We start from the raw sequence: 24,207 nt of genomic DNA on the forward strand, positions 1-24,207 counted from the left end.
TCGGAATGATTAGCATAATATAAACTACTAATTAAAAGATAGCTTAGCTTCATTAGAAGACATTAGGGGGAGAAATGGTGAATAGCATATTTGTCAAAACAGAACGTCAAAAGACTTGGTTAGAGAAGTTGTATAAGAAAGAAATGAATTTCAAAAATACGTCAGCACAAACTGATGAGTTAGCCATCTTCCCTACGGAAAACATTCAAGAGTTAATCCAAATGGGTTATACGAGTAGTACAATTCCAACAGCTTACGGCGGAGAAGGGTTAAAGGTGTACGATATGGTACTCCTTCAAGAAACATTAGCGAGTTTTGATGGAAATACAGCACTTTCCATCGGATGGAATCTCGGAGTTGTCGGAGAACTTTTCGGAAAAGGGTTATGGAATGATAAAAATCTTGAATTCTTTGCCAAGGAAGTTCTGAATGGAGCTTTAGTGAACCGCTCTGTGAGTGAAGCACAAACAGGGAGTCCAACTCGGGGAGGACGTCCTGGTACAAATGCGGTAAAACAAGATGGTTCATGGGTATTATCGGGACGTAAAACATTTACAACGGCTTCTCCAGTATTAACATATTTTCTAACATCTGCGTGGATTGAAGAACAACAACAAGTAGGATTCTTCCTGCTTCACAAAGATTTAGAAGGACTAACAATTGATCATACATGGGACGTCATTTCAATGAGAGGAACTGGAAGTCACGATCTCGTTCTCGATAATGTCAAAGTCGAAGAGTCAAAACTTGTTGAACTTCCTGAAAAGCCAAGTGGCGCTCCGTTTAGTGGTTGGCTTCTTCACATCCCAGCATGTTATCTAGGAATTGCACAGGCAGCACGTGATTATGCTGTGCATTTTGCAAATAATTATTCACCTAACAGCCTGAATGGACCAATTAGTCAATTGCCAAATGTTCAACAATTACTAGGAGAAATTGATTTGGAATTAATCCAGGCAAGGCATCTGATTTATAGTGTGGCGGAGGCCTATGATGATGAATCACGAAGAGGCTATCTGACAAATGAGGTCGCAGTTGTCAAGCACACCATTACGAATTCAGCCATTACGATTGTCGATAAAGCAATGAGAATTGTAGGTGCAAAAAGTCTTCAACGGACGAATCCATTACAGCGCTATTATCGGGATGTCAGGGCAGGTTTGCACAATCCTCCTATGGACGATATGACAATTAAGAAATTGGCACTGACTGCAATTGAACAAGATACAATAAAAAACGCTATCCAAATGTAAGCATATTGGATTGAAGCGAAAAAGGGGATTTCATGATGAGAAGAAGAAGCGTGTTTCAACTTGCGGCAATTGGTTTAGCATTAACTACTATTTTAGCTGGATGTAACTCAAGTAAAGCGGCCGATGGTAATGATTCAGACATACAAAAAGTAAAAATCGCCTATGATCAAGCTTCAAAACCAATGTCCTGGTTGGATGAAAAAGGAAATGCAACTGGATATGATGTTGAAGTGATGAAACTAGTTGATGAATTACTTCCACAATACGAATTTGAGTACGTTGGAACGACAAGCGATGACCTACTTGTGGGTGTCGAACAAGGGAAATACCAGGTAGGGGTTAAAAATGCATTTTGGACACAGGAAAGAACAGAAAAATTTATCTTCCCGAAAGAATTTATCGGCTTAAGCAGTGCGGGTCTTGTGCTTAAGAAAGAGAATGAACATATCAAATCCCTATCAGACTTCGCTTCTGCCGGCTTTTCGTTGGCACCTATTGCAGCTAATAATGCTCAATACACTGTAATTGATGAATATAACAAAGAAAATCCAGGTAATAAAGTGCAGTTGAAAGCTGGAGATGCTTTCACAGTTGACGTTGTTCAGTGGGTGAATGAAGGTCGCGTAGATGGTGGTGTTATCATTGAGGGGCCTTTTGAAAAGCAAGTGACTGCTGAAGATGGCCCGTATCATAATCTGGCAGACGAGGTTGTTTACAATGAATTTGCAGTCATAAAAACATGGCCTTTATTCAATAAGAAAGAACAGGAATTTGCGGATGCCTATGATCAAGCAGTTAAACAATTGAAAGAAGAAAAGAAGACAAGTGAATTAAGCACATCGTTTTACGGCAGAGATTTGTTTGAAGTGTTGGACGCTGTAGAGAGATAACGCTAAAGATATAAAGGCTGTTGGGTGTGCGATATGCTCAACAGCCTTTGTCAATCAAATGGTTACAATTTGAAAATGAAAGCGGGGTGGATACATGGAGAAGTATTTTGACGCATCATATATATGGGAGTCCATCCCACTACTAATTCCTTTTTTAAAAATGACATTTATGGTTGCAGGTCTTTCCGTCCTGTTCGGTACGTTCCTGGGCTTTATCTTAACGGCGGCGAAAATAGGGAAAAGTAAATTTGCAAGGAAGGTAGCTAATGGTTATACAACGATATTAAGGTGTACACCCTCTATCGTACTCCTTTTTTTAGTATATTATGGACTTCCTGCAATCGGTGATCGTGTCGGTCTGAATTTGAACAATATACACACAGCTGTATTTGTCATAATCACTTTTACACTTCAATTTGCGGCGGCTATGTCCGAGGTCATGCGCTCAGCTTTTCAATCAATTGACAAGGGACAATTTGAGGCCGCAGTAAGTGTTGGGCTAAGCAATTCAAAGGCTTATAGACGAATCGTATTTCCCCAAGCTTTTGTAGTCGCATTACCGAACTTTGGAAACAGCTTGCTGGCAGTACTTCAAGAAGGATCGTTAGCTTATACAATCGGGTTGATAGATGTTGTCGGAAAAGCAAATCTTATTATTGCGGGCAACTATAACGCTCATGCATTAGAAATATTTCTTGCATTAGCAATTATTTACTGGATACTTTCAATAGCAATTGAACAGTTCTTCTTAAAATTAGAGAAAGTATTTAGTAAGGGGAAACAAGGATTGAAAACTGCATAAGGGGGTGAGAAAGTGTCTGAAGGATTAAATTACAAGTTTTTAGTAGATACATTTTTTATCGCATTATCAGGTGTTCCTATAGCGCTATTCATTACAATTGTAGCTTTGCTCTTTGCGTTGCCGTTAGGATTTTTACTGGCACTAACAAGAATCAATCGAATTCCCGTGTTACATCGTTTTGCACAAGTATACGTTTCTTTTGTCAGAGGAACCCCAATTATCATTCAGATTTTCATCGTCTATAGTAGTGTCCCCTTATTGCTAAGTTCACTATTTACAAAGTTTAATATTGGGATGAATGTGTATGATGTGAATCCAATTTGGTACGCATTCATTGTCTTCACTTTTAACACTACAGCGGTCCTGATTGAAGTTTTTCGCTCTGCACTAAGCACGGTGAACAAGGGGCAGTTGGAAGCTGCCCAATCAGTGGGGCTAACGAATGTGCAAGCGTACAGAAGAATTATTATTCCACAGGCATTGGTCGTTGCAATGCCGAATATCTGTACAGCGACAGTCAACTTAATCAAAGCGACATCTCTCGGGTATGCAATGTCATTACAAGAAATTACGCTGAAAGCAAAAGTGGCAGCGAACGTAGGCTACAATTATGTTGAGGCCTATATCGATATCTTTCTTGTCTATTTACTGTTATGCAGTGCAGTCGAATTCGCATTTAAACTATATGAAAAACGTTTGAGTAAATATAAACCGTCAGTCGTTTAAGTATGAAAAGGAGGGATCCGAAGCATGTTAGAAATTAGAGATATCCATAAGTCATTCGGTAAAACTGAAATCTTAAAAGGTGTTGACGTAACAATAGATAAAGGCGATGTTGTTGTTATACTGGGGCCAAGTGGATCCGGTAAGACAACATTACTGAGATGTATCAATTTTTTAGAAAAAGCGGATCAAGGCCGTGCTATTTTTGGGGATATAGAAGTGAATTTAAAAACAGCATCCAAAAAACAAATCCATCAGATTAGACAGAAAATCGCTTTTGTATTTCAAAACAATAATTTGTTCAATAATAAAACAGCTTTAGAAAACGTTACAGAAGGACTTATTATCGGAAGAAAAATCCCGACAGCAGAAGCGGTTGAGATAGGGAAAAAAGCGTTGGATAAAGTGGGGCTATCGGATAAATACAATGCATATCCTAGTGAATTATCGGGAGGGCAGCAGCAAAGGGTAGGCATTGCAAGAGCAGTTGCTTTGAATCCAGACATTATTTTATTTGACGAACCAACTTCTGCATTGGATCCAGAATTAGTCGGGGAAGTTTTGACAGTTATGAAGAATATCGCGAAAGAAGGAACAACTATGTTAGTTGTCACCCATGAAATGGGTTTTGCGAAGGATGTAGCTAACAAAGTAATATTTATGGATGGGGGAGTCGTAGTAGAGGAAGGAGCACCCCATGAAATCTTTGTAAATCCAAAGGAAGAACGAACACAGAAATTTTTAAAAAGGGTATTGCCCGAGGACTTTACGTATCATATTTAATAGTCGTTATCCATGAGGGTGACTTTCATTATATTAATAATGAAAGATAATTGAAATTTCATTCAAACTGATTCATTATAATAACTAGACCGTCTTTTTAGTAAACCTTGGCTTAAGGTTGCTCAGAAGAAATAAGTTCATAAAGGAAGTTTGTCAATGCAAGAGACTAACATTACGAGAATAGAATTAGACGGTAGAGAACTAATACTTATTGGAACTGCCCATGTTTCCAAGCAAAGTGCAGAACAAGTAAAAGAGGTAATCGACAAGGAAAGACCCGATTCAGTATGCATTGAATTGGATGAACAAAGGTTTCAATCTATAATGGATAGTAATAAGTGGAAAGAAACGGATATTTTCAAGGTGATTAAAGAGAAGAAAGCTACATTGCTCTTAATGAATCTGGCAATATCCTCCTTTCAAAATCGTTTGGCAAAGCAATTTGATATTAAACCTGGACAGGAAATGATTCAGGGGATTGAATCAGCAAAAGAAGTCGGTGCAAATTTGGTGCTGGCTGACCGTAATATCCAAATTACTTTTTCCCGAATTTGGGGGAATATTGGACTTAAGGGGAAAAGTCAGCTTCTGATGTCGGTTTTTTATAGTATCTTCAGCAAAGAGACGATTTCTGAAGAAGAATTGGAGAAAATGAAATCAAAGGACACGCTAAATGCCGTTCTAACTGACTTTACGGAATCATTTCCAAGGTTAAAGACGCCCTTAATCGATGAGAGAGACCAGTATTTAGCACAGAAAATCAAAGATGCACCAGGTAAAAAGGTCGTTGCAGTCATTGGTGCAGCACATGTTCCAGGGATTACAAAAGAAATCTATAATGACCATGATTTAGTCGCATTAGCGCAAACACCACCAAAATCAAAAATCCCAAAAATTATCGGATGGGCAATTCCGATTCTTCTATTATCAATTATCGCCTACACCTTTATCGCAAATCCATCTGCCGGTTTCGATCAAGCGTTAAGCTGGGTCTTATGGACAGGTAGCCTGTCAGCTATTGGTGCTGCGGTGGCTCTTGGACACCCGCTGGCCATTTTAGCGGCCTTTGTATCAGCCCCTATTACTACCTTGCATCCACTGATAGCGGCCGGTTGGGTTTCAGGAATTGTTCAAGCATTTTTTCGCCGCCCAAGTGTTGGTGACTTTGAAACGCTTTCTGCAGATGTTTTTACGATTAAAGGTTTTTGGGCAAATAAGGTGACACGGGTCTTGTTGGTAATCGTTTTGACTAACTTGGGAGGAACGTTGGGGACCTTCTTAGGCGGAGCCGACGTTATCCGTGTATTCTTTGAAAACTTAAAGTGAAATCAATTGATCAGCATTTTCTTTTAAACGTTTTATAGTAATAATGGGGTGGGGATCGGATGAATCGAATCAGTTTTTGCTTGTTAGTGATTTTGACGACTGGACTAATGGGTTCTTCTTTTACAATAGGGAAGTTAGGGTTAGCCTATTCATCTCCACTCCTATTAGTCGCTCTGCGTTTTACGCTTGCAGGGATTATTATGGCAACTATCGTTAAAATCTTAAACAAGCCACATCCAGTAAAAGCAATCGACTGGGTGTGGCTTGTTCTAATTGGACTTTTCCAAACAGCTTTTGTGATGGGCTGTATATTTATGGCACTGCGTACAATCACTTCTGGAGATACGTCTATCCTAACGTTTATGAATCCTTTACTCGTTGTCGTTTTTGGGACGCTTTTTTTAAAATCGCGTTACCATATTCAGCAATGGATAGGTGTACTGTTAGGTTTTATCGGGGTTTTTCTCACGTTAGGTTCACATCTTGACTTTAAAGTCGGTACCATATTAGGGCTTTTGTCGGCTGTTTCATGGGCGATTGCTACGCTATTGATAAAAATACATGGTTTCAAATTTGATACGTATGTAATGACAGCCTATCAAATGCTTTTTGGTGGATTAATTCTCTTTCTGGGAAGCTTACTACTGGAAGAGACTTTCTTTAAAATGACTACTCAATCTATCCTGATTTTGTTATGGCTTACCATTGCAGCCTCAATTATTCAGTTTTCTATTTGGTTTTATCTTCTCCAAAGAGGTAATCAAGAACGAACTAGTGCATTCCTTTTTTTAGCGCCATTCTTCGGTGTACTCACAGGATGGTTTTTACTCCATGAAAGACTAACCTGGTCTATCCTTTTTGGTGGATTACTAATATTTGCAGGAATCTTTCTTGTTAATTGGAAAAATAATTATGAAAAGGAAATAGAGAAAACCGATGAGAACAACGAAAGGTTAAGTGAGAGTTAACTAACATGTTTCCTAGCGCACTGAAAAGTAGTTTAAAGTGCCTATTATATGTGCAAGAAGATCGCCTTTAATTCCAACTAAACTGATATGATTGAAAATAAATTCTGATAAGTCATTGACTTTGAATTTTCGATAATGTAGTATTGGTCTCAACTTAATAGTTTATATCTTATCTAGAGAGGTTGAGGGACTGGCCCGATGAAACCTCGGCAACAGACTGTTTAGTACTGTGCCAATTCCAGTAAACGAAAGTTTAGCAGATAAGAGGAGTAATATGTGTTCGATTCTATTAACCTCTTCTTGCTCTATTTAGAAGTGGTTTTTTTATTTCTTTACTGTAAAGGTTGTAAGTCATTTATCATTTTAACAATTTCATACATGCTAATTAGACAACTAAAGGCAACTTTCTAATCGATTATTTGAATCGGAAAAAGGTGTCTTTTTTGTATATAAAAATTAAACTGAAACAAATGATTTAGGGGGGCAAACAATGACAGAGTCTACAAATATCGTTTGGCATGAATCAGAGGTAACAAAAAAAAATCGTCAAGAACTAAAGGGCCATAAGAGTGCTATTCTTTGGTTCACTGGGCTATCAGGGTCAGGGAAATCAACAGTTTCAGTAGCGCTAGAAACAGAGTTACACGCGAAAGGCATTCATACTTATCGACTGGATGGAGATAATGTCCGGCACGGTTTAAATAAGAATCTAGGGTTTAGTCCAAATGATCGGACGGAAAATATTCGCAGAATCGGTGAAGTTTCAAAACTAATGGTCGACGCTGGCTTATTCACATTGACAGCATTCATATCGCCTTATCAGGAAGATCGAGATCAGGTGCGAGAAATTGTCAAATCCGATGAGTTTATCGAAATATACGTTAAGGCAAGTTTAGAAACTTGTGAAGAACGGGATCCGAAGGGGCTTTATAAGAAAGCAAGATTGGGTGAAATTAAAGGCTTTACAGGAATTGATGCTCCTTATGAAGAACCTGTTAACCCGGAAATAATCATTGATACCAATCAATTAAATATTGTAGAGTCTGTCAAAGTCATCGTTTCTTATTTAAAAGAAAATAACTATATCTAAAAAAATTACAAAATGCGTAACATATTGGGGTTTTAGGAATAGAATGTATTTAAACCTACTTGACACATAGGATTAATAAAGTTAGTATAAACGCTAATCACATGCCGACTGGAAATCCAGAAGCTAATGGACAATCGTGAACATACGAACAATTCGCTGACTAAAAAATTAGAGGCGACTTTAATCAATAGTAGATTAAAGTCGCCTTTTTTAAAAAAAGATAATGTAATAGAGTTATTGAGTTTAGAGGGGGGATTAGTATGGCGAAGTTGACGTACAAATCTTGGGCTGAGACTAGTGAAGTTTTTCCAATCGATGACGAGTCAAAAGGTGCGTTAAACGTCTTGCGATGGGCTTACGGAGAATACGACGATGAACTTGTATATGCGTGTAGTTTTGGGGTTGAAGGTATCGTAATGATAGATTTAATCTCGCAAATAAAACCAACTGCTAAAGTGGTCTTTCTCGAAACCGGATTTCATTTTCAAGAAACGCATACCTTAATCGATGAAGTAAAGAAACGTTATCCAAAGCTTGTAATTGAAATGAAGACTCCCGGCTTAACGGTTGAGGAACAAGCTGACAAGTATGGCGATCGACTATGGGAAAGACAGCCGGATCGTTGTTGTCATATGAGGAAAGTAATTCCACTCCGTGAAGCAATGAGCGGTACGACCGCTTGGTTATCAGGACTTAGGCGTGAACAATCACCATCAAGAAGTCAGACAAACTTTGTGAACAAAGATGAAACCTTTCAATCGGTTAAAATTTGCCCGCTGATTCATTGGACGTGGATTGATATTTGGGATTATGTAAAAAAACATAATTTGCCATATAATCCACTCCATGACCAAGGCTATCCCAGTATCGGTTGTTCACACTGCACATTCAAAGGGGATACAACGACGGGGTCGAGGTCAGGGCGCTGGGCAAATCAGGCGAAGACAGAGTGTGGCTTGCATAATGCTAACGAAAATGGGGGAATTTAAATGAGTTTGAGTCAACCGCATGGTGGTACATTAATTAATCGCTGGAATCCTGGTTTTCAATACGAAGGAATAACTGAAACAGTTGAATTAGACGAAATTGCTAGTAGTGACTTGGATTTGATTGGTACGGGTGCTTATAGCCCTTTAAGTGGATTTCTTACAGAAGTAGACTACAATTCTGTTGTTACAACAATGAGATTATCTACTGGAGTACCTTGGACAATTCCGATTACATTGCCAACGACAGAGGTGAACGCACAAGGTATCGCTGTTGGGAAATTTGTGAAATTGGTGAGAGATGGAGTTGTCTATGGTGTTCTCGAAGTATCGGATATTTTCACACCAGATAAGGAAAAAGAAGCTAAACTAGTCTATCAAACGACAGACCGTGAGCACCCAGGCGTCAAGAAGTTGTTTGAGCGCCCTAATGTCTACCTGGGTGGAACCATCACACTGATTCAGCGAAGGCCGCTGAATGAGTTTTCGGAGTACCTATATGACCCGATTGAAACAAGAGGGAAATTCCAAGAGCTAGGCTGGGAAACAGTCGTCGGTTTCCAAACGAGAAACCCAGTTCATAGGGCACATGAATATATTCAAAAGACTGCATTGGAAATTGTAGATGGATTATTTTTGAATCCCCTTGTAGGTGAAACGAAATCAGATGATATTCCAGCAGATGTGCGCCTGGAAAGCTATGAAGTCTTACTAGAAAAATATTATGCGAAAGAGCACGTGTTTTTAGGTGTGTTTACAGCAGCAATGCGCTATGCCGGACCAAGAGAAGCTGTTTTTCATGCGATGGTTCGAAAGAATTTTGGTTGCACACACTTTATCGTCGGTCGTGATCATGCGGGTGTTGGTAATTATTACGGTACGTATGATGCTCAGAAAATCTTTAGCAACTTTACGCTTGGAGAACTTGGGATCACGTTATTATTTTTCGAGCATAGCTTTTACTGCAATAAATGCGGTAACATGGCAACACCAAAAACTTGTCCGCATGATGCCAGTCACCATGTGATCTTGTCGGGAACAAAAGTGAGAGAAATGCTTCGTAAGGGAGAACAACTGCCATCGACATTTAGCCGACCGGAAGTGATCGAAGTATTAATTGCAGGAATGCAAAAAGAAGAGATTCATTCATAACGATGATTTTATTGTAGAACTGAGCGGTGAGAGGAGAGATGAGAATGGGAAAAGTATTTATAGTTGGAGCTGGACCTGGAGATGTTGATTTAATCACCGTTAAAGGGATGAAATGTATTCAACAAGCGGATGTCATCTTGTATGATCGTTTAATTAATAAAGAGCTGCTCTCCTATGCAAAACCGGGAGCGGACTTGATTTATTGCGGAAAACTCCCAAATTACCATGCAATGATTCAGGAGACGATTAACCACTTTTTAGTGAAATATGCGAAGCAGGGAAAAATCGTCACACGCTTAAAAGGTGGAGATCCATTCGTTTTTGGCAGAGGTGCTGAAGAGGCAGAAGTTCTTGCAGACAACGGAATCCCTTTTGAGGTGGTTCCAGGAATTACTGCTGGAATTGCGGCTCCTGCTTATGCGGGAATCCCAGTCACGCATCGTGATTTAAGTTCTAGTTTTGCGATTGTAACTGGCCATATGCGTGCTGGAAAAAGCGATTCCATTCATTGGGAAAGTCTTGCAGTTGGTATTGATACATTAGCGATTTATATGGGTGTCGGAAACTTACCTTATATTTGTGAGCAACTGACTAAGCATGGCCGACCTGAAAACACGCCAGTAGCACTTGTTCATTGGGGGACGACAGAAGCACAGTATACGATTACAGGTACACTGTCGACCATTGTAGAGATTGCGAGAGAATCTGAAATTAAAAACCCAAGTATGATCATTGTCGGCGAAGTTGTGAAATTGCGAGAGAAGATTCAATGGTTTGAACAAACAGAGTTGAACCAAAATAGTATTAAAGAAGTATCTGCATACTAGCAGTTTAACTTCATTCAGCAGGGGTGAAAATCCCCGCTTAATAATAAAGAAAGGTTACCTTATTACGCCGAGGCGTACTTGATACGAGGAGGGATTAGCATGCAGGCAGTTTTATATGTGGGCCACGGTAGCCGAATTAAAGCAGGTGTCGAAGAAGCCATTCAGTTTATTAAGAGCAGTCAAGCAATGATCGATGTTCCGATTCAAGAGATTTGTTTTTTAGAACTAGCGGCACCAAGCGTGGATGAAGGGATTACGAAATGCGTGGAACGCGGAGCAACTAAAATTGCCATTGTACCTATACTTTTATTATCCGCAGCGCATGCAAATGAAGATATTCCATTTGAAATCGAAGTGGGAAAAATCATGTATCCCGATATCGAATTTACATACGGAAAAGCATTTGGCATTCATCCGAAGATTGTTGATAGTTTATATGACCGAGTTGTTGAACAACAAGTAGTGATTGCAGAAGATGCTCAAGTGTTAATCGTAGGCAGGGGGAGTAGTGATCCCGCAGTTAAGCATGATTTAAATGAAATTGCACAGCTTCTTGCTGACAAGTACGCCTTTAATAAAGTAACTGTTTGTTTTCTTTACGGAGCAGATCCTCATTTCGATGAAGCATTACTGCAACTACAGGAAGCACCTCAAAAGCAAGTTTTCATTATTCCGTACTTACTATTTACAGGTATTTTAATGAATGGCATTGAGAAAAAGATTGTGACACAGTCTACTAATAACCAGCAGCTTATTCTTTGTGAAAATCTTGGTTATCACAAATATGTCCAGGATGTACTTGTAGAACGGGTGAATGAGTTACTTGAAAAAGAGCAAATCAGTCAGCTTATTTAAATGAAGATATTTTGTCTGAGAGGATGAAAGGGACTATGGAGAAACGGGAACAAAATCTTGAACTTACTATTGAAAATGTTAAAAAGATGCTGAGCACGATGAATTATGGCTCTATCACATTGGTTATTCAAGACAATGTTGTGGTTCAAATAGAGAGAAACGAGAAAATTAGATTAAAATAATGCTCTTTTTATAGCTGTGTATGTTGAAATAAAGAATTCTTTTGAATTCGCTATGACGCTTGAGGAGACCTCAGCTTAGTTTATATAAGTATTCGCGTGTTCAGCATATATATGTAAAATACTAATTTTGCGGGGTGGGAAATTTTGGCGCTTCAAGTGATAAACAGTCCTTTTAATCAGGAGCAGGTAGAACTCCTAAATCAACTTTTACCGATACTGACAGAGACACAACAAATCTGGTTGGGCGGCTATCTGAGTGCGAGTCAATTAGCTACGCAATCAAACGCTTCAGGCAGCGTGGCTGTTCTGGAAGCTCCGTCAAAAAAAATAGAAGTCATCTCAAAAGAAGTGACAATTCTCTATGGATCTCAGACTGGTAACGGGCAGGCTTTAGCTGAAAAACTGACGAAGAATTTAAAAGCAGAAGAGTTTCAAGTAACGCTTGCTTCTATGAATGAATTCAAACCGAATTCGCTTAAGAAAATTGAGAACTTACTACTTATTGTAAGTACACATGGTGAAGGTGATCCACCAGATAATGCATTGCCGTTCTATGAATTTCTTCATGGTAAAAGAGCGCCACAATTGGATAATCTGCACTATTCGATCCTGTCTTTGGGAGATAGTTCTTATGAGTTTTTCTGTCAGACAGGTAAACAATTTGATGAACGATTACTGAAGTTAGGTGCAAAACAGCTTAGTCCACGTGTGGATTGCGACTTGGATTATGATGAATCTGCTGCGGAATGGTTTACGAATGTTTTAGCCACATTAAATGAGCAACAAGGAAGCAGTTCTACAACGGTCCAACAACCAGTCAACAAGGGTGTTACGGAACAGTTGGAGTATTCTAGAACAAATCCATTTAAAGCTGAAATCCTAGAGAATTTGAATTTAAATGGCCGTGGGTCAAACAAAGAAACACGTCATCTTGAGTTATCACTTGAAGGATCGAACCTTGAGTTTGAACCAGGAGACAGTTTAGGCATTTTTCCAGAAAATGATACAGAATTAGTAGATACCTTGATTGCAGAGATGGGCTGGAATGCTAGCGAAGCAGTGAAGGTCAATAACCAGGGGGAGCTTAAGCCCTTGCGCGAGGCGTTGATTTCTAATTTTGAAATCACTGTATTGACGAAACCATTACTACAAAAAGCAGTGCAATTTACCGCTAACAATGAATTAAAGGAACTCTTGGAATCAGCAAAGGACCAAGAATGCAGGGATTATCTCTATGGTCGTGATCTATTGGATCTAGTACGGGATTTTGCGCCATGGGAAGTCACTCTAAGTAATTTTGTCGCAATATTACGTAAAATACCCGCGCGCTTATATTCAATTGCCAGTAGTTCAAAAGCAAATCCAGATGAAGTTCATCTCACGATTGGAACTGTTCGTTATGAGGCACATGGTCGCGATCGGGTTGGTGTCTGTTCAGATGAATGTGCTGTACGTGCGCAACCAGGAGATCATTTACCGGTATATGTTCAGCGTAACTCGAACTTTAAATTACCAGAAGATCCTAACACGCCTTTGATTATGATTGGACCTGGTACTGGAATAGCTCCGTTCAGATCATTCTTGGAAGAACGCGAGGAGATTGGCGCCGAAGGGAAAACATGGTTGTTCTTTGGTGATCAACACTTCGTTACAGACTTTCTGTATCAGGTTGAATGGCAACAATGGCTCAAAGAGGGTGTATTGACGAGAATGGATGTTGCATTTTCCCGTGATACGAAAGATAAAGTCTATGTCCAACACCGAATGATTGAGAACAGCCAAGCTATTTTTAAGTGGCTAGAAGAGGGTGCTGTACTCTACGTCTGCGGTGATGAAAAGCATATGGCTGCTGACGTCCATACTACTTTGGAAAAAATCATTGAAAAAGAAGGTGCCATGAGTACCAAGGAAGCATCTGATTATTTAGCTGACATGCAACAGCAGAAACGTTATCAACGTGATGTCTATTGAAACAAGTGAGAGAGGAGCTAGTTACATGACTAAAAAAATAATTCTTCCGCCACAACCCGGTCCACCTAGTGATGTTGAGCGGATTAAGAGTGAGAGTAACTATTTACGAGGAACGCTTGTGGAGACGCTTGAATATCCGATTAGTTCGGGGATACCTGACGACGATAATCGATTGATGAAACACCATGGGAGTTATCTGCAAGATGATCGGGATTTACGCAATGAGCGACAACGTCAAAAATTAGAGCCGGCATACCAGTTCATGGTCCGTGTTCGCGCTCCGGGCGGCGTTGCAACCTCGGCGCAATGGCTCGCAATGGACGGTGTTGCCAATAAATTTGGTAATGGAACGTTGAAATTGACTACCCGACAAGCATTTCAAATGCATGGGATTTTAAAGTGGAATATGAAGGAAAATATTCAGGAAATTAATGCGGCATTGATGGATACACTAGCGGCTTGTGGGGATGTGAACCGGAATGTCATGTGTAACCCAAACCCTTATCAATCGGATATTCATGCCGAGGTCTATGGTTGGGCTCAGAAACTAAGTGATTATCTTTCGCCACGGACCAATGCGTATCATGAAATTTGGCTTGATGGTGAAAAAGTAATCGACAGTCAAGAAACAGAGGAAGAAATCGAACCATTATATGGTGCGCTCTATTTACCACGGAAATTTAAAATTGGTGTAGCAGTTCCTCCTAATAATGATGTTGACGTCTTTTCGCAGGATCTTGGTCTAATTGCCATTTTAGAAGAAGGTAAATTAGTAGGATTCAACATTGCAGTCGGAGGCGGCATGGGGATGACACACGGAGATACAGAGACCTATCCTCAGTTGGCACGGGTGATTGGATTTTGTACAACAGATCAGATTATCGAAGTAGCCGAAAAAATCATTACGATTCAACGTGATTACGGGAATCGTTCTGTTCGAAAGTATGCACGTTTTAAATACACAATTGATACACGTGGACTTGAATGGGTCGTAAAAGAACTCAATGAGCGATTAGGCTGGGAACTAGAAACCGCGCGTGATTATCATTTTGAACATAATGGAGATCGTTATGGCTGGATAGAAGGAAGCGATGGCACTTGGCATTTCACGCTCTTTATCCAAAATGGTCGAATCCAAGACTTGGATGATTATCCACTGATGACTGGCTTGCGCGAAATTGCCAAGATTCACACAGGAGATTTCCGCCTTAGCCCAAACCAAAACCTGATTATCAGCAATGTTTCGAGTCAAAATAAGAAAAAAATCGTCGAATTGATTGAACAGCATGGATTGACTGATGGACAGCATCATTCTGCATTACGTCGAAGTTCAATGGCTTGTGTTGCTTTTCCAACTTGCGGACTAGCGATGGCTGAAGCTGAACGTTATCTTCCTTCGCTGTTGGATAAGATGGAACTGATTTTGGATGAAGCGGGATTGCGTGAAAAAGAGATTATCATACGTATTTCAGGGTGTCCGAACGGTTGTTCTCGTCCTTCTTTAGGGGAAATAGCCTTTATCGGTAAATCTCCTGGAAAATATAATATGTATCTAGGGGCTGGCTTTGTTGGAGATCGACTGAACAAATTATACCGAGAAAACATTGGAGAAGAAGAGATTCTAGCACTACTTAGACCACTATTTTTCCAATACGCGAAGGAAAGACAAGAAGGCGAGCATTTTGGAGATTTTGTTATCCGTGCAGGACATGTGAAAGCAGTCCAATCTGGATTGGACTTTCACGATTAATAAGAAAAGTGCAAGCGCCTAGGTAGACCCGAAAAGCGCTGGAGGCCTAAAGATAAAGGCGTACTTTGCCTTTAACTTAAGGACTGAAGCGACTCGAGGGACTAGGTGCTGGAGTCTAGACAATAAGAAAAGCGCAAGCGCCTAGGTAGACCCGAAAAGCGCTAGAGGGCCTAAAGATAAAGGCGTACTTTGCCTTTAACTTAAGGACTGAAGCGACTCGAGGGTCTAGGCGCTGGAGTCTAGACAATAAGAAAAGCGCAAGCGCCTAGGTAGACCCGAAAAGCGCTAGAGGGCCTAAAGATAAAGGCGTACTTTGCCTTTAACTTAAGGACTGAAGCGACTCGAGGGTCTAGGCGCTGGAGTCTAGACAATGCTCCAAGTAAAAAACTTATACTTTCTAATAATATAAAAAAGCTAAGTAGGACCGTTGATTTTACGGTCTTTTCCAGAATAACTTTACAGCGGCAGGTGGATAAAACAATGAAATTCTACCCGATTATGTTGAACATCGAAGGCAAAGCTGTAGTAGTAGTTGGTGGTGGTCTGATTGCCTACAGAAAAATTACCGGCTTGCTACAGGCAGGTGCTTATATAACTGTGATTAGTCCGGTGATTCATTCGAAAATAGAACAACTCTTTATTGAGAACAAGATTTCCTGGAAAAATAAATTGTTTGAACCGGTTGATCTTGATTCCGCATTGATTGTTATTGCAGCCACAAATAGTGAAATCATGAACACATTCGTTGCATCGTCTGCTGGCAAGCATCAACTGGTCAATATCGTTGATAATCCGGAGTTAAGCACCTTTCATGTCCCTGCAAAGCTGACAAGGGGTGACCTAACGATAAGTGTTGCAACGGGCGGCGGAAGTCCGACACTTTCCAAAAGCATTCGTGATGAACTTGCCGTAATTTACGACGATACTTATGGCGATTATCTTGAATTTCTAACGCTGTCGAGAGAAAAAGTTAAGCATTCTATCTTTGATCAAACAATAAAAACGAAATTACTTAAAGCAATCACGAATGACACGTACAGGCAATCTAACAACATGCAAAATGCCTTTCTAGAATTAATAAGTGGATATCAAAACATGTCCTAAATGTAACTGGGAGGATGACAGATATGCGCGTCGTAAACAATATAGCTGAATTGATTGGAAATACTCCGCTTGTGAGATTGAATAGACTGCCAGATTCAGAAGGAGCAGCTGTCTATGTGAAACTTGAATATTTTAATCCAAGCGGGAGCGTAAAAGACCGAGCTGCTTACAATATGATTGACGAAGCAGAAAAAAGTGGGGAATTGGTTGCGGCGGCAACGATTATTGAACCGACATCAGGCAATACAGGAATAGGATTGGCAATGAATGCCGCGGCAAGAGGTTATGGAGCGATTTTCGTCATGCCGGATAATGCAACGATTGAACGCATTAATTTAATGAAAGCATATGGTGCGGAGGTCGTTCTAACTCCAAGTGAGGAAAGAATGCCAGGTGCAATCGCCAAAGCAAATGAATTAGCTGCACAAATTGAAAACAGTTTTATCCCCATGCAATTTGAAAACTCTGCAAATCCGGATATTCATCGGACAACAACGGCTGTTGAAATTAGTGAAGCGATGAAGTCCATTGGAAGAAAGCTTAATGCTTTTGTTTGTACATCAGGAACGGGAGGGACAGTGACAGGTACCGGAGAAGCACTTAAAGAACTTGATGCTAGAATAACGGTTCATGTTGTTGAGCCCGCCGGATCACCTGTCTTATCGGGCGGAGAGCCTGGTAAGCATAAGCTTGTTGGAACAAGTCCAGGTTTTATTCCTTCCGTTTTGAATACGAACGTCTATGATGAAATATTTATGATACAAGACGATGAAGCTTACGAGACAGTACGGTCTTTAGCTGCGAATGAAGGGATTCTTATTGGCCCTTCGGGAGGCGCCGCCGTATACGCGGCTTTGACTGTTGCAAGACGATTGACTCCAAATGATACGGTCGTCTGTATTGCACCAGATTCCGGTGAACGCTATTTATCGAGCGATCTGTTCGGATTTTAATACCAAATCTTCAATTTACGGAGTGCGTGAATAATAAATATTGCTACTAAATTAGTTGAACATATGAAAACCTATATAAACTAAACGAAGTGGCCTTAAAAGGAATTCTTTATTTCAACCTATATAGATTTACTTGTAGGGAATTTTAGGGAAGGGGTATTTGAATGTATTTAACAATAGACGGCATTGTGAAAAGCTTTCCGCACAAAGAAAATGGTCATGTCAAAGTGCTGGATAATATCTCGTTAGACGTGGAAAAAGGACAGTTTGTTTCAATTGTTGGTCCTTCCGGTTGCGGGAAGTCGACATTGCTCTATCTGATTGCTGGTCTTGAAAAGGCTGATCAAGGGGAAATTCGGATTGCTGGAAAAGTAGTGACAGATCCCGGACCAGATCGTGTCGTTGTATTCCAACAGGATGGATTATTTCCATGGTTAACGGTTCTTGATAATGTCACGTATGGCTTACGTTTAAAGGGTCTGCCAAAAAAAGAGGCAGAGGACAAAGCCAGAGAAATGTTGAAAATGGTCCATCTAAGTAATTTTATCGACGCCTATCCACATCAGCTGTCCGGAGGTATGAAACAACGTGTTGCTATCGCACGCGCACTTGTTATGGAGCCCGCAATTTTACTGATGGATGAGCCATTTGCGGCACTGGATGAGCAGACCAGAATGGTGTTACATAATGAACTTCTGGAAATTTGGCAAAAAACGAAGGTGACAATCTTTTTCGTTACGCATAACATTCGGGAAGCTGTCCTTTTATCCGAAAAGATTATTGTATTTGAAACACGTCCTGGAAGAATAAAAGAGATTTATTCTTCAAAAACAATGAAAGACGGCGTTATGCCAAATGATGTAACCTTTCATTTGGAAAAACAGATATTGGCATCACTGCAAGGTGAAATTGAGAAAGTGTTAAAGGAGGAAATGGGGGATGACTACATTTTTAAGACGAACCCTCTTCATCGGGATTCTAGCGGCGATATGGGAAGTCACATCTAGATTATCAAGCTTACCCGATTTCATGTTTCCGAGTCTCAGCCAAGTATTGCATACACTTTACACAGGTATTTTGAGTGGTCAAATAATGACTGCAATCCTTACTAGCATGAGTCGTCTATTAATAGGATTTACAATTGCGACAATCCTTGGTCTTTTTTTAGGCTACCTCATATGGCGTTCTGAGTTAGTGGAAGACACACTTGGATTTCTTGTCACGGCATTGCAATCGATTCCGAGTATTGTTTGGTTCCCACTTGCAATCATTTGGTTCGGTTTGAACGATTTCTCTATTCTTTTTATTGTAACAATCGGAGCGACTTGGACAATGACAATCAATGCGACAAGTGGTTTCAAAAATGTGCCAAGGCTTTATCAACAAGTAGCTAAAACATTAGGTTCTAGCGGTTTTCACTTTTTGCGAACAGTTATTATGCCAGCATCTGTCCCCCAACTCATATCTGGATTACGAATCGCCTGGGCATTTTCCTGGCGCGCGTTAATGGCAGGGGAACTTCTTGGTGGTGGAGGAGGGCTTGGGTATCTCTTGGAAATGGGAAGATCACTCGGACAAATGGATTTGGTTATCTCAGTAATGATCATCATTGGTGTTATCGGTACAATCATGGATAATCTTGTCTTTTTACGATTGGAGCGCAGTGTGCAGAAAAAATGGGGAATTAGTTAAGGGAAAAGCGGAAACAGCATGCTACGACATGACAGGCATAAGCAGGATGACTTTGAAGGATGGTAGTCTAAATACGTGATATTCATGGCGCAACAAGGAGGGGGAAGTTCAATCCCCCCCACTGATGACCCGCATCGTGCAGACCAAGTGTCTGGGTGTTGAAGAATAGATAATAGATAAAAAAGGGGAGAGAACGGAATGAAACGTAATTTGTTCTTACTTGGGCTTATTTCTTTAGCTGTATTGGCAATTGTATCTGGCTGTGGAAAGACAGAAAAAGGAGCACAAGACAGTAAAGAAGTGAACATTGGTTATTTCCCTAATTTAACGCATATCGCTACAATTGTGGCGCTAGAGAAAGATTATTTCACTGAAGCATTTGGAGAAGATATTAAAATCAACACAAAAACCGTCAGTAACGGCGGCTTGTTTATGGAGGCGATGGTGACTAAATCCATTGATGTAGGAACAGTAGGACCCGGTCCATTACTGAACTTCTACGTAAAAGATCCCAACTATCATATTATTTCAGGCGCTGTAAACGGGGGAGCCGTCCTCGTCGCGAGTGAACATAGTAATATTAAAGAACTTGCTGATTTAGACGGGAAGAAAGTTGCGATTCCTGTAATAGGAAGTACCCAAGATGTAATGTTACGTAAAGCACTAAAAGATGTGGGTCTGAAGCCGACGTCAAATGGTGGCACAGTCGAAATGTTTGCTGCAGCACCAGCTGATACAGCAACGCTCTTTATTCAAAAGTCTGTGGATGCTGCAGCAACCCAGGAACCATGGGGCTACATTTTGGAAACGCAGGCGAACGGTCAATTGTTGTTAGATTGGGAATCATTCGCTTGGGGGAAAGAATCGACAAATACCGTGGTTGCAGCAAGTAAGAAATTTTTGGAAAATGAAACATTAGTGAAGGCCTATTTAACAGCACATGTAAAAGCAGTAGAGTTTATTGAGCAAAATCCTGAAGAAAGTCAAGATCTAGTTATAAAGCACATCAAAGAATTAACAGGAAAAGAGATTGATAAAACTGAGCTCGCAGCCGCATTTAAGCGCCTGAAAGTAACCACGTCTGTCAATGAAGAAGTTATTCAGGAGATGGCTGATATTAGTAAAGAGGCAGGGTATGTTACTGGTAATGATATTGACGGTTTAATTCAATTGAAACAGTTGAAGTCAATAGAAGCAAAATAATAAAATGTAAAGCGTTACTGATTTAGTAGGATTATAAACATCATAATGATGTTTATAATCCTACTGCGTTCGTTAATGGTGCAGTAGTCGTTTAGTCCAAACTGATCCGAAAGCACCTGTACATAGGGTATCTAGTGTTTTATCACAAAAGTAAGCAATCATTTACTGGTTAGCTTAGGTTAATCAACACATGTAATAGGTAATGATCATTATTGGCGGCATCGATACAAACGTAGATAATCTAGTTTTTTTCGACTGGAGAGCAGTGTGCAGAATAAATGGGGAATAAGTTAAGAGGTTATTTATAGAAACAGATGGGGAGAGAAAAGGATGAAACGTAAATTTTTCGTACTTGCGCTTATTTCCTTAGTTATATTGAGTATTTGTGCTGCATGCGCTAAAGCAGAACAAGGAGCACCAGGCAGTAAAGTCGTGAACATTGGATATTTCCCGAACTTAACGCACATGGCTACAATCGTTGCGCTGGAGGAAGGTTATTTCACTGAAGCGTTTGGGGAAGATATTACAATCAACACAAAGACCGTCAGTAACGGCGGACTGTTCATGGAAGCGATGGCTACTAAATCCATTGATGTGGGAACAGTAGGACCAGGTCCTGTACTGAACTTTTACGTAAGAGACCCTAACTATCATATAATTTCAGGCGCTGTAAATGGTGGTGCAGTCCTTATTGCTAGTGAAGATAGTAACGTTAATGAGCTTGCTGATTTGGATAGGAAGAGAGTTGCGATACCTGGAATTGGGGGTACTCAAGATATCATGTTGCGTAAAGCACTAAAAGATGTGGGTCTGAAGCCGACAGCAAATGGAGGAACAGTCGAAATGTTTGCGGCAGCACCAGCTGATACAGCAACGCTCTTTATTCAAAAGTCTCTAGATGCAGCTGCAATACCAGAACCCTGGGGCTATATTTTGGAAACACAGGCAAATGGTAAGCTTTTATTGGACTGGGAATCATTCGCGTGGGGGAAAGAATCACCAAATACTGTTGTCGCCGCAAGTAAGAATTTTTTGGAGGATGACAAGTTGATGAAAGCCTACTTAACAGCCCATGTAAAAGCAGTTGAGTTTATTGAACAAAATCCTGAAGAAAGTCAAAATCTTGTCATTAAACACATCAAAGAACTAACGGGAAAAGAGATTAACAAAGCTGAACTCGAAGTCGCATTTAAGCGCCTAAAAGTAACTACTTCTGTCAATGACGAAGTAATTCAGGAAATGGCTGATATCAGTAAGGAAGCAGGATATATCCCTAGTAGCGATATTGAAGGTTTAATTCAATTGGATCAGTTGAAGTCTATAGAAGGAAAATAATAAAACGTAACTAATTATAGTGAATTGGAAACATCATATTGATGTTTCCAATTCTTTTTTCTCGTAGTTTTGAAAATGTCACAAAGCTTTCCTTTGTCTTACTTGAAAACTAAGAGTAAAATGGAGTTAAGTATGCCAGCCACTGAACGAATTGGGAATCCACCAAATTGGAAAAGCACCTGGCTTTTTTGAGGAGAGACGAATTGATGACTAAAGTAATGGATCCTTCTTGGGAGAAGGTTAATGAAAAAACTGTATCGAAAGAACAAAATCTTTCAACGCTATTCGCAGATCTTAAATCTTTATTTAAGGCGATAGTCTTAATCTCTAATGTGCTACCTGTCCTTACTGGATTTTGGTTAGCACTCTATTTTACGAATGGAACTTTTTTAGCAAACTGGGATGTATTTTTGTTGACGATTTCAGGCAGTACACTTGTTATGGCTGGGGCACTTATCTTGAATAACTGGTACGACGTCGATATTGATACAGTGATGGAGCGGACCAAAAACCGTCCGACAGTTACTGGAAACTTTACACTTAAGTTTGTCTTTAGATTAGGAATCATATTATCTGTAGTAGGTTTAGTACTTCTAGCTTTTACAACAATTGAAGCGGCTGTCTACGCATTTATTGGATGGTTTACGTATGTTATTTTGTACACAATGTGGTCAAAACGTAGATATACGCTAAATACAGTCATTGGCAGTGTATCAGGTGCGGTGACACCTTTAATTGGATGGGCTGCAATTGCACCTGGTTATCATATCGTGCCAATCGTACTGACGCTTATCCTATTCATTTGGCAAATGCCGCATACGTTTGCTATTGCCATGAAGAAAGTGGAAGAATACAGTTTGGCAAAAGTGGCGATGCTTCCAGTCGTTCACGGGTTTAATTTTACAAAGCGGCAAATGGTTATCTATGTCGCATGCTTACTGCCATTACCATTCTTTTTAGGATCACTTGGTACAGTATTTGTTATTATTGCCTCGTTGATGAACATTGGGTGGTTAATTGCGACTATCGCCGGATTTTTCACGAAAAACGATATGAAGTGGGCGCATCTGATGTTCATGTGTTCGGTGAATTATGTAGCTATCCTGTTTACACTAATGATTCTTGTTACATTGCCAGTATTTAATTAAACAAGAAATTTCAAGCTATCTTAGAATGGTCAAACCACGTAAGTGTCAAGGTGACAAATAACACAAGTATGCAAAAATGAAAATCCTCTCGTGTCTATAATGACATGAGAGGATTTTTAAATGACAGGAATCTATTCATCCCGAAATTATTTGAAAACTTGTACAAATTATTTACTGAAATACACAGCTATTTCTTTTGTGATTTCTTCAGGTACTTTTAAACTTAGCGGTTCTCCGTGCAAGAAATTGAATACGTTCATATCACTTGTTTGGAGTGCGCCCATAGTCAATCGGGGAACAATTCGAACGTGAACACGGTCAGATGAATTCTTACTTACAGGGATAAACAGGGCGAGGTTAAAGCTTGCGATACCGATTGATTCAAAGTAATTGAAAAAGCCTGTGAGACTTTCTGCGAGATCCTGCCAGTTGGTATCCGTTAATTCACCTAACGAAGAAGCACCTAAAACTCCAATGAAATCAATATGACTTTTAGGTGCGAAAGCATGAACCCAGTCGATGGAACCCACCGTCGCGATAAAACGTTCACCAACATCTTGCTCACTTTCTATTAATGTATCATAATAGTTTCTTCCTGTTTCTGTGTAAAATTGCTCGCTGCTTGCTAATGTTATCAATTGATAGTTGGTCGGCATCTCAGAGGCCAGCACATGAATATGTGGGTGTAAAATGCTACCGCCTGAAGGGGGTAAGTAGTTCCAGTTGATGGATGCATATGCAGTTTCCGGATCCTGGGCAATAACTTTATTCAAATAGTTATGTGCGGCAGAAAAGGAGTTGGCAATCATTGGTGTTGTGAATTCATCGAGTTTAACGTAATGCTGATCACACATTCGGACCACCGCATTATGCTTGCTGTAAGGGAAGAGGTTTGGAAAAACGACGGCTTCTCCTTGAATTATCCTGCCGTCTTCGGTTAAATCATTCGGGAATTTAGGTGTGACTGTGTGTACGTTTTCAATGCAGAATGGACATTTACTACCCGCGGTTTGTGTTGCGAGCTCAGAATAATCTATTGACGTAAAGGATGCACCTGGGTCGAAAATGATTCGGGATGTTTCTCCTGTTAGCGGATCCATTCGAATTTCAGTTTTGCGGTCAATCAATTTTCCATCTTGCATCGGATCATGAAACGTAAAAAATTCTTCTTTTGCTATAAAAGTAATAGACATCTATAGTTTCCCCCTACTGTA

The 24,207-nt window shown here is 40.0% G+C and carries 23 protein-coding genes and 1 riboswitch; of the genes, 22 read left to right on the plus strand and 1 reads right to left on the minus strand.

Annotated elements, in window-relative coordinates; all coding sequences use genetic code 11:
- Positions 1-77: 77 nt before the first annotated feature.
- From MKX62_RS18490 to cyoE, 22 genes are all read left to right on the plus strand, one after another.
- A complete protein-coding gene (locus MKX62_RS18490) occupies positions 78-1,253 on the plus strand; it encodes an acyl-CoA dehydrogenase family protein (protein WP_340742054.1) in 1,176 nt (391 codons plus the stop codon).
- A 35-nt stretch (positions 1,254-1,288) separates the two neighbouring features.
- Positions 1,289-2,143, plus strand: a complete 855-nt coding sequence (locus MKX62_RS18495) for a transporter substrate-binding domain-containing protein (protein WP_187047878.1) — start codon at positions 1,289-1,291, stop codon at positions 2,141-2,143.
- Between the two features lie 94 nt (positions 2,144-2,237).
- Positions 2,238-2,945 (plus strand): amino acid ABC transporter permease, encoded by a 708-nt coding sequence (locus tag MKX62_RS18500; RefSeq protein ID WP_187047696.1) that lies wholly within the window; start codon positions 2,238-2,240, stop codon positions 2,943-2,945.
- 12 nt (positions 2,946-2,957) lie between these two features.
- Positions 2,958-3,671, plus strand: coding sequence for an amino acid ABC transporter permease (locus tag MKX62_RS18505; protein WP_067208928.1), 714 nt, complete (start codon positions 2,958-2,960; stop codon positions 3,669-3,671).
- A 24-nt stretch (positions 3,672-3,695) separates the two neighbouring features.
- The gene (locus MKX62_RS18510) at positions 3,696-4,451 is read left to right on the plus strand and encodes an amino acid ABC transporter ATP-binding protein (protein ID WP_340742055.1); all 756 of its coding nucleotides are present in this window, start codon (positions 3,696-3,698) and stop codon (positions 4,449-4,451) included.
- 156 nt (positions 4,452-4,607) lie between these two features.
- Positions 4,608-5,777 carry a TraB/GumN family protein gene (locus MKX62_RS18515; protein ID WP_067208930.1) on the plus strand — a complete coding sequence of 390 codons (1,170 nt, stop codon included), beginning with the start codon at positions 4,608-4,610 and terminating at the stop codon, positions 5,775-5,777.
- 59 nt (positions 5,778-5,836) lie between these two features.
- Complete coding sequence (locus tag MKX62_RS18520; protein ID WP_340742056.1) at positions 5,837-6,745, plus strand: DMT family transporter; 909 nt, start codon at positions 5,837-5,839, stop codon at positions 6,743-6,745.
- 166 nt (positions 6,746-6,911) lie between these two features.
- Positions 6,912-7,012: riboswitch (SAM riboswitch) on the plus strand.
- Positions 7,013-7,235: 223 nt separating this feature from the next.
- On the plus strand, positions 7,236-7,835 hold the full coding sequence (cysC, locus tag MKX62_RS18525) for an adenylyl-sulfate kinase (RefSeq protein ID WP_067208936.1): 600 nt from the start codon (positions 7,236-7,238) through the stop codon (positions 7,833-7,835).
- 260 nt (positions 7,836-8,095) lie between these two features.
- Positions 8,096-8,824, plus strand: coding sequence for a phosphoadenylyl-sulfate reductase (locus MKX62_RS18530; protein ID WP_067208939.1), 729 nt, complete (start codon positions 8,096-8,098; stop codon positions 8,822-8,824).
- The gene (gene sat, locus MKX62_RS18535) at positions 8,825-9,973 is read left to right on the plus strand and encodes a sulfate adenylyltransferase (RefSeq protein ID WP_067208941.1); all 1,149 of its coding nucleotides are present in this window, start codon (positions 8,825-8,827) and stop codon (positions 9,971-9,973) included.
- A 44-nt stretch (positions 9,974-10,017) separates the two neighbouring features.
- Positions 10,018-10,800: a uroporphyrinogen-III C-methyltransferase gene (cobA, locus tag MKX62_RS18540; protein ID WP_338652453.1), complete on the plus strand. Its 783-nt coding sequence runs from the start codon at positions 10,018-10,020 to the stop codon at positions 10,798-10,800.
- Between the two features lie 99 nt (positions 10,801-10,899).
- Positions 10,900-11,655, plus strand: coding sequence for a sirohydrochlorin chelatase (locus MKX62_RS18545; RefSeq protein WP_340742057.1), 756 nt, complete (start codon positions 10,900-10,902; stop codon positions 11,653-11,655).
- A 35-nt stretch (positions 11,656-11,690) separates the two neighbouring features.
- Positions 11,691-11,837, plus strand: coding sequence for a YezD family protein (locus MKX62_RS18550; protein WP_082786557.1), 147 nt, complete (start codon positions 11,691-11,693; stop codon positions 11,835-11,837).
- 144 nt (positions 11,838-11,981) lie between these two features.
- Positions 11,982-13,808, plus strand: coding sequence for an assimilatory sulfite reductase (NADPH) flavoprotein subunit (locus MKX62_RS18555; protein WP_340742058.1), 1,827 nt, complete (start codon positions 11,982-11,984; stop codon positions 13,806-13,808).
- Positions 13,809-13,833: 25 nt separating this feature from the next.
- Positions 13,834-15,558 (plus strand): assimilatory sulfite reductase (NADPH) hemoprotein subunit, encoded by a 1,725-nt coding sequence (gene cysI / locus MKX62_RS18560; RefSeq protein WP_338652448.1) that lies wholly within the window; start codon positions 13,834-13,836, stop codon positions 15,556-15,558.
- A gap of 480 nt (positions 15,559-16,038) precedes the next feature.
- Positions 16,039-16,662 (plus strand): precorrin-2 dehydrogenase/sirohydrochlorin ferrochelatase family protein, encoded by a 624-nt coding sequence (locus MKX62_RS18565; protein WP_340742059.1) that lies wholly within the window; start codon positions 16,039-16,041, stop codon positions 16,660-16,662.
- Between the two features lie 23 nt (positions 16,663-16,685).
- On the plus strand, positions 16,686-17,615 hold the full coding sequence (gene cysK / locus MKX62_RS18570) for a cysteine synthase A (RefSeq protein ID WP_338652445.1): 930 nt from the start codon (positions 16,686-16,688) through the stop codon (positions 17,613-17,615).
- 164 nt (positions 17,616-17,779) lie between these two features.
- A complete protein-coding gene (locus tag MKX62_RS18575; protein WP_067208968.1) occupies positions 17,780-18,622 on the plus strand; it encodes an ABC transporter ATP-binding protein in 843 nt (280 codons plus the stop codon).
- On the plus strand, positions 18,555-19,307 hold the full coding sequence (locus MKX62_RS18580) for an ABC transporter permease (RefSeq protein ID WP_067208970.1): 753 nt from the start codon (positions 18,555-18,557) through the stop codon (positions 19,305-19,307). The genes MKX62_RS18575 and MKX62_RS18580 overlap by 68 nt, the downstream gene beginning before the upstream one ends.
- A 198-nt stretch (positions 19,308-19,505) precedes the next feature.
- Positions 19,506-20,510 carry an ABC transporter substrate-binding protein gene (locus MKX62_RS18585; RefSeq protein WP_340742060.1) on the plus strand — a complete coding sequence of 335 codons (1,005 nt, stop codon included), beginning with the start codon at positions 19,506-19,508 and terminating at the stop codon, positions 20,508-20,510.
- Positions 20,511-20,840: 330 nt separating this feature from the next.
- Positions 20,841-21,845 (plus strand): ABC transporter substrate-binding protein, encoded by a 1,005-nt coding sequence (locus MKX62_RS18590; protein ID WP_338652443.1) that lies wholly within the window; start codon positions 20,841-20,843, stop codon positions 21,843-21,845.
- Positions 21,846-22,051: 206 nt separating this feature from the next.
- Entirely contained in the window at positions 22,052-22,993 is a 942-nt protein-coding gene (cyoE, locus tag MKX62_RS18595) for a heme o synthase (RefSeq protein ID WP_304627127.1), read from the plus strand.
- Positions 22,994-23,160: 167 nt separating this feature from the next.
- Here the strand turns inward: cyoE and MKX62_RS18600 are convergent, their stop codons facing one another.
- A complete protein-coding gene (locus MKX62_RS18600) occupies positions 23,161-24,186 on the minus strand; it encodes a hypothetical protein (protein ID WP_340742061.1) in 1,026 nt (341 codons plus the stop codon).
- Positions 24,187-24,207: the final 21 nt, after the last annotated feature.

It is taken from the genome of Sporosarcina sp. FSL K6-5500 (assembly GCF_038005665.1).
Lineage (GTDB): Bacteria > Bacillota > Bacilli > Bacillales_A > Planococcaceae > Sporosarcina > Sporosarcina psychrophila.

What these genes read in the sequence shown, in the direction of transcription:
- MKX62_RS18580 (WP_067208970.1), top strand. Translation starts at nt 18,555, where the DNA reads ATGACTACATTTTTAAGACGAACCCTCTTCATCGGGATTCTAGCGGCG.
- MKX62_RS18600 (WP_340742061.1), bottom strand. Translation starts at nt 24,186, where the DNA reads ATGTCTATTACTTTTATAGCAAAAGAAGAATTTTTTACGTTTCATGAT.
- cysK (WP_338652445.1), top strand. Translation starts at nt 16,686, where the DNA reads ATGCGCGTCGTAAACAATATAGCTGAATTGATTGGAAATACTCCGCTT.
- MKX62_RS18520 (WP_340742056.1), top strand. Translation starts at nt 5,837, where the DNA reads ATGAATCGAATCAGTTTTTGCTTGTTAGTGATTTTGACGACTGGACTA.
- MKX62_RS18575 (WP_067208968.1), top strand. Translation starts at nt 17,780, where the DNA reads ATGTATTTAACAATAGACGGCATTGTGAAAAGCTTTCCGCACAAAGAA.
- MKX62_RS18545 (WP_340742057.1), top strand. Translation starts at nt 10,900, where the DNA reads ATGCAGGCAGTTTTATATGTGGGCCACGGTAGCCGAATTAAAGCAGGT.
- MKX62_RS18565 (WP_340742059.1), top strand. Translation starts at nt 16,039, where the DNA reads ATGAAATTCTACCCGATTATGTTGAACATCGAAGGCAAAGCTGTAGTA.
- MKX62_RS18530 (WP_067208939.1), top strand. Translation starts at nt 8,096, where the DNA reads ATGGCGAAGTTGACGTACAAATCTTGGGCTGAGACTAGTGAAGTTTTT.
- cobA (WP_338652453.1), top strand. Translation starts at nt 10,018, where the DNA reads ATGGGAAAAGTATTTATAGTTGGAGCTGGACCTGGAGATGTTGATTTA.
- MKX62_RS18495 (WP_187047878.1), top strand. Translation starts at nt 1,289, where the DNA reads ATGAGAAGAAGAAGCGTGTTTCAACTTGCGGCAATTGGTTTAGCATTA.
- MKX62_RS18500 (WP_187047696.1), top strand. Translation starts at nt 2,238, where the DNA reads ATGGAGAAGTATTTTGACGCATCATATATATGGGAGTCCATCCCACTA.
- sat (WP_067208941.1), top strand. Translation starts at nt 8,825, where the DNA reads ATGAGTTTGAGTCAACCGCATGGTGGTACATTAATTAATCGCTGGAAT.
- cyoE (WP_304627127.1), top strand. Translation starts at nt 22,052, where the DNA reads ATGACTAAAGTAATGGATCCTTCTTGGGAGAAGGTTAATGAAAAAACT.
- MKX62_RS18510 (WP_340742055.1), top strand. Translation starts at nt 3,696, where the DNA reads ATGTTAGAAATTAGAGATATCCATAAGTCATTCGGTAAAACTGAAATC.
- MKX62_RS18590 (WP_338652443.1), top strand. Translation starts at nt 20,841, where the DNA reads ATGAAACGTAAATTTTTCGTACTTGCGCTTATTTCCTTAGTTATATTG.
- MKX62_RS18550 (WP_082786557.1), top strand. Translation starts at nt 11,691, where the DNA reads ATGGAGAAACGGGAACAAAATCTTGAACTTACTATTGAAAATGTTAAA.
- cysC (WP_067208936.1), top strand. Translation starts at nt 7,236, where the DNA reads ATGACAGAGTCTACAAATATCGTTTGGCATGAATCAGAGGTAACAAAA.
- MKX62_RS18585 (WP_340742060.1), top strand. Translation starts at nt 19,506, where the DNA reads ATGAAACGTAATTTGTTCTTACTTGGGCTTATTTCTTTAGCTGTATTG.
- cysI (WP_338652448.1), top strand. Translation starts at nt 13,834, where the DNA reads ATGACTAAAAAAATAATTCTTCCGCCACAACCCGGTCCACCTAGTGAT.
- MKX62_RS18515 (WP_067208930.1), top strand. Translation starts at nt 4,608, where the DNA reads ATGCAAGAGACTAACATTACGAGAATAGAATTAGACGGTAGAGAACTA.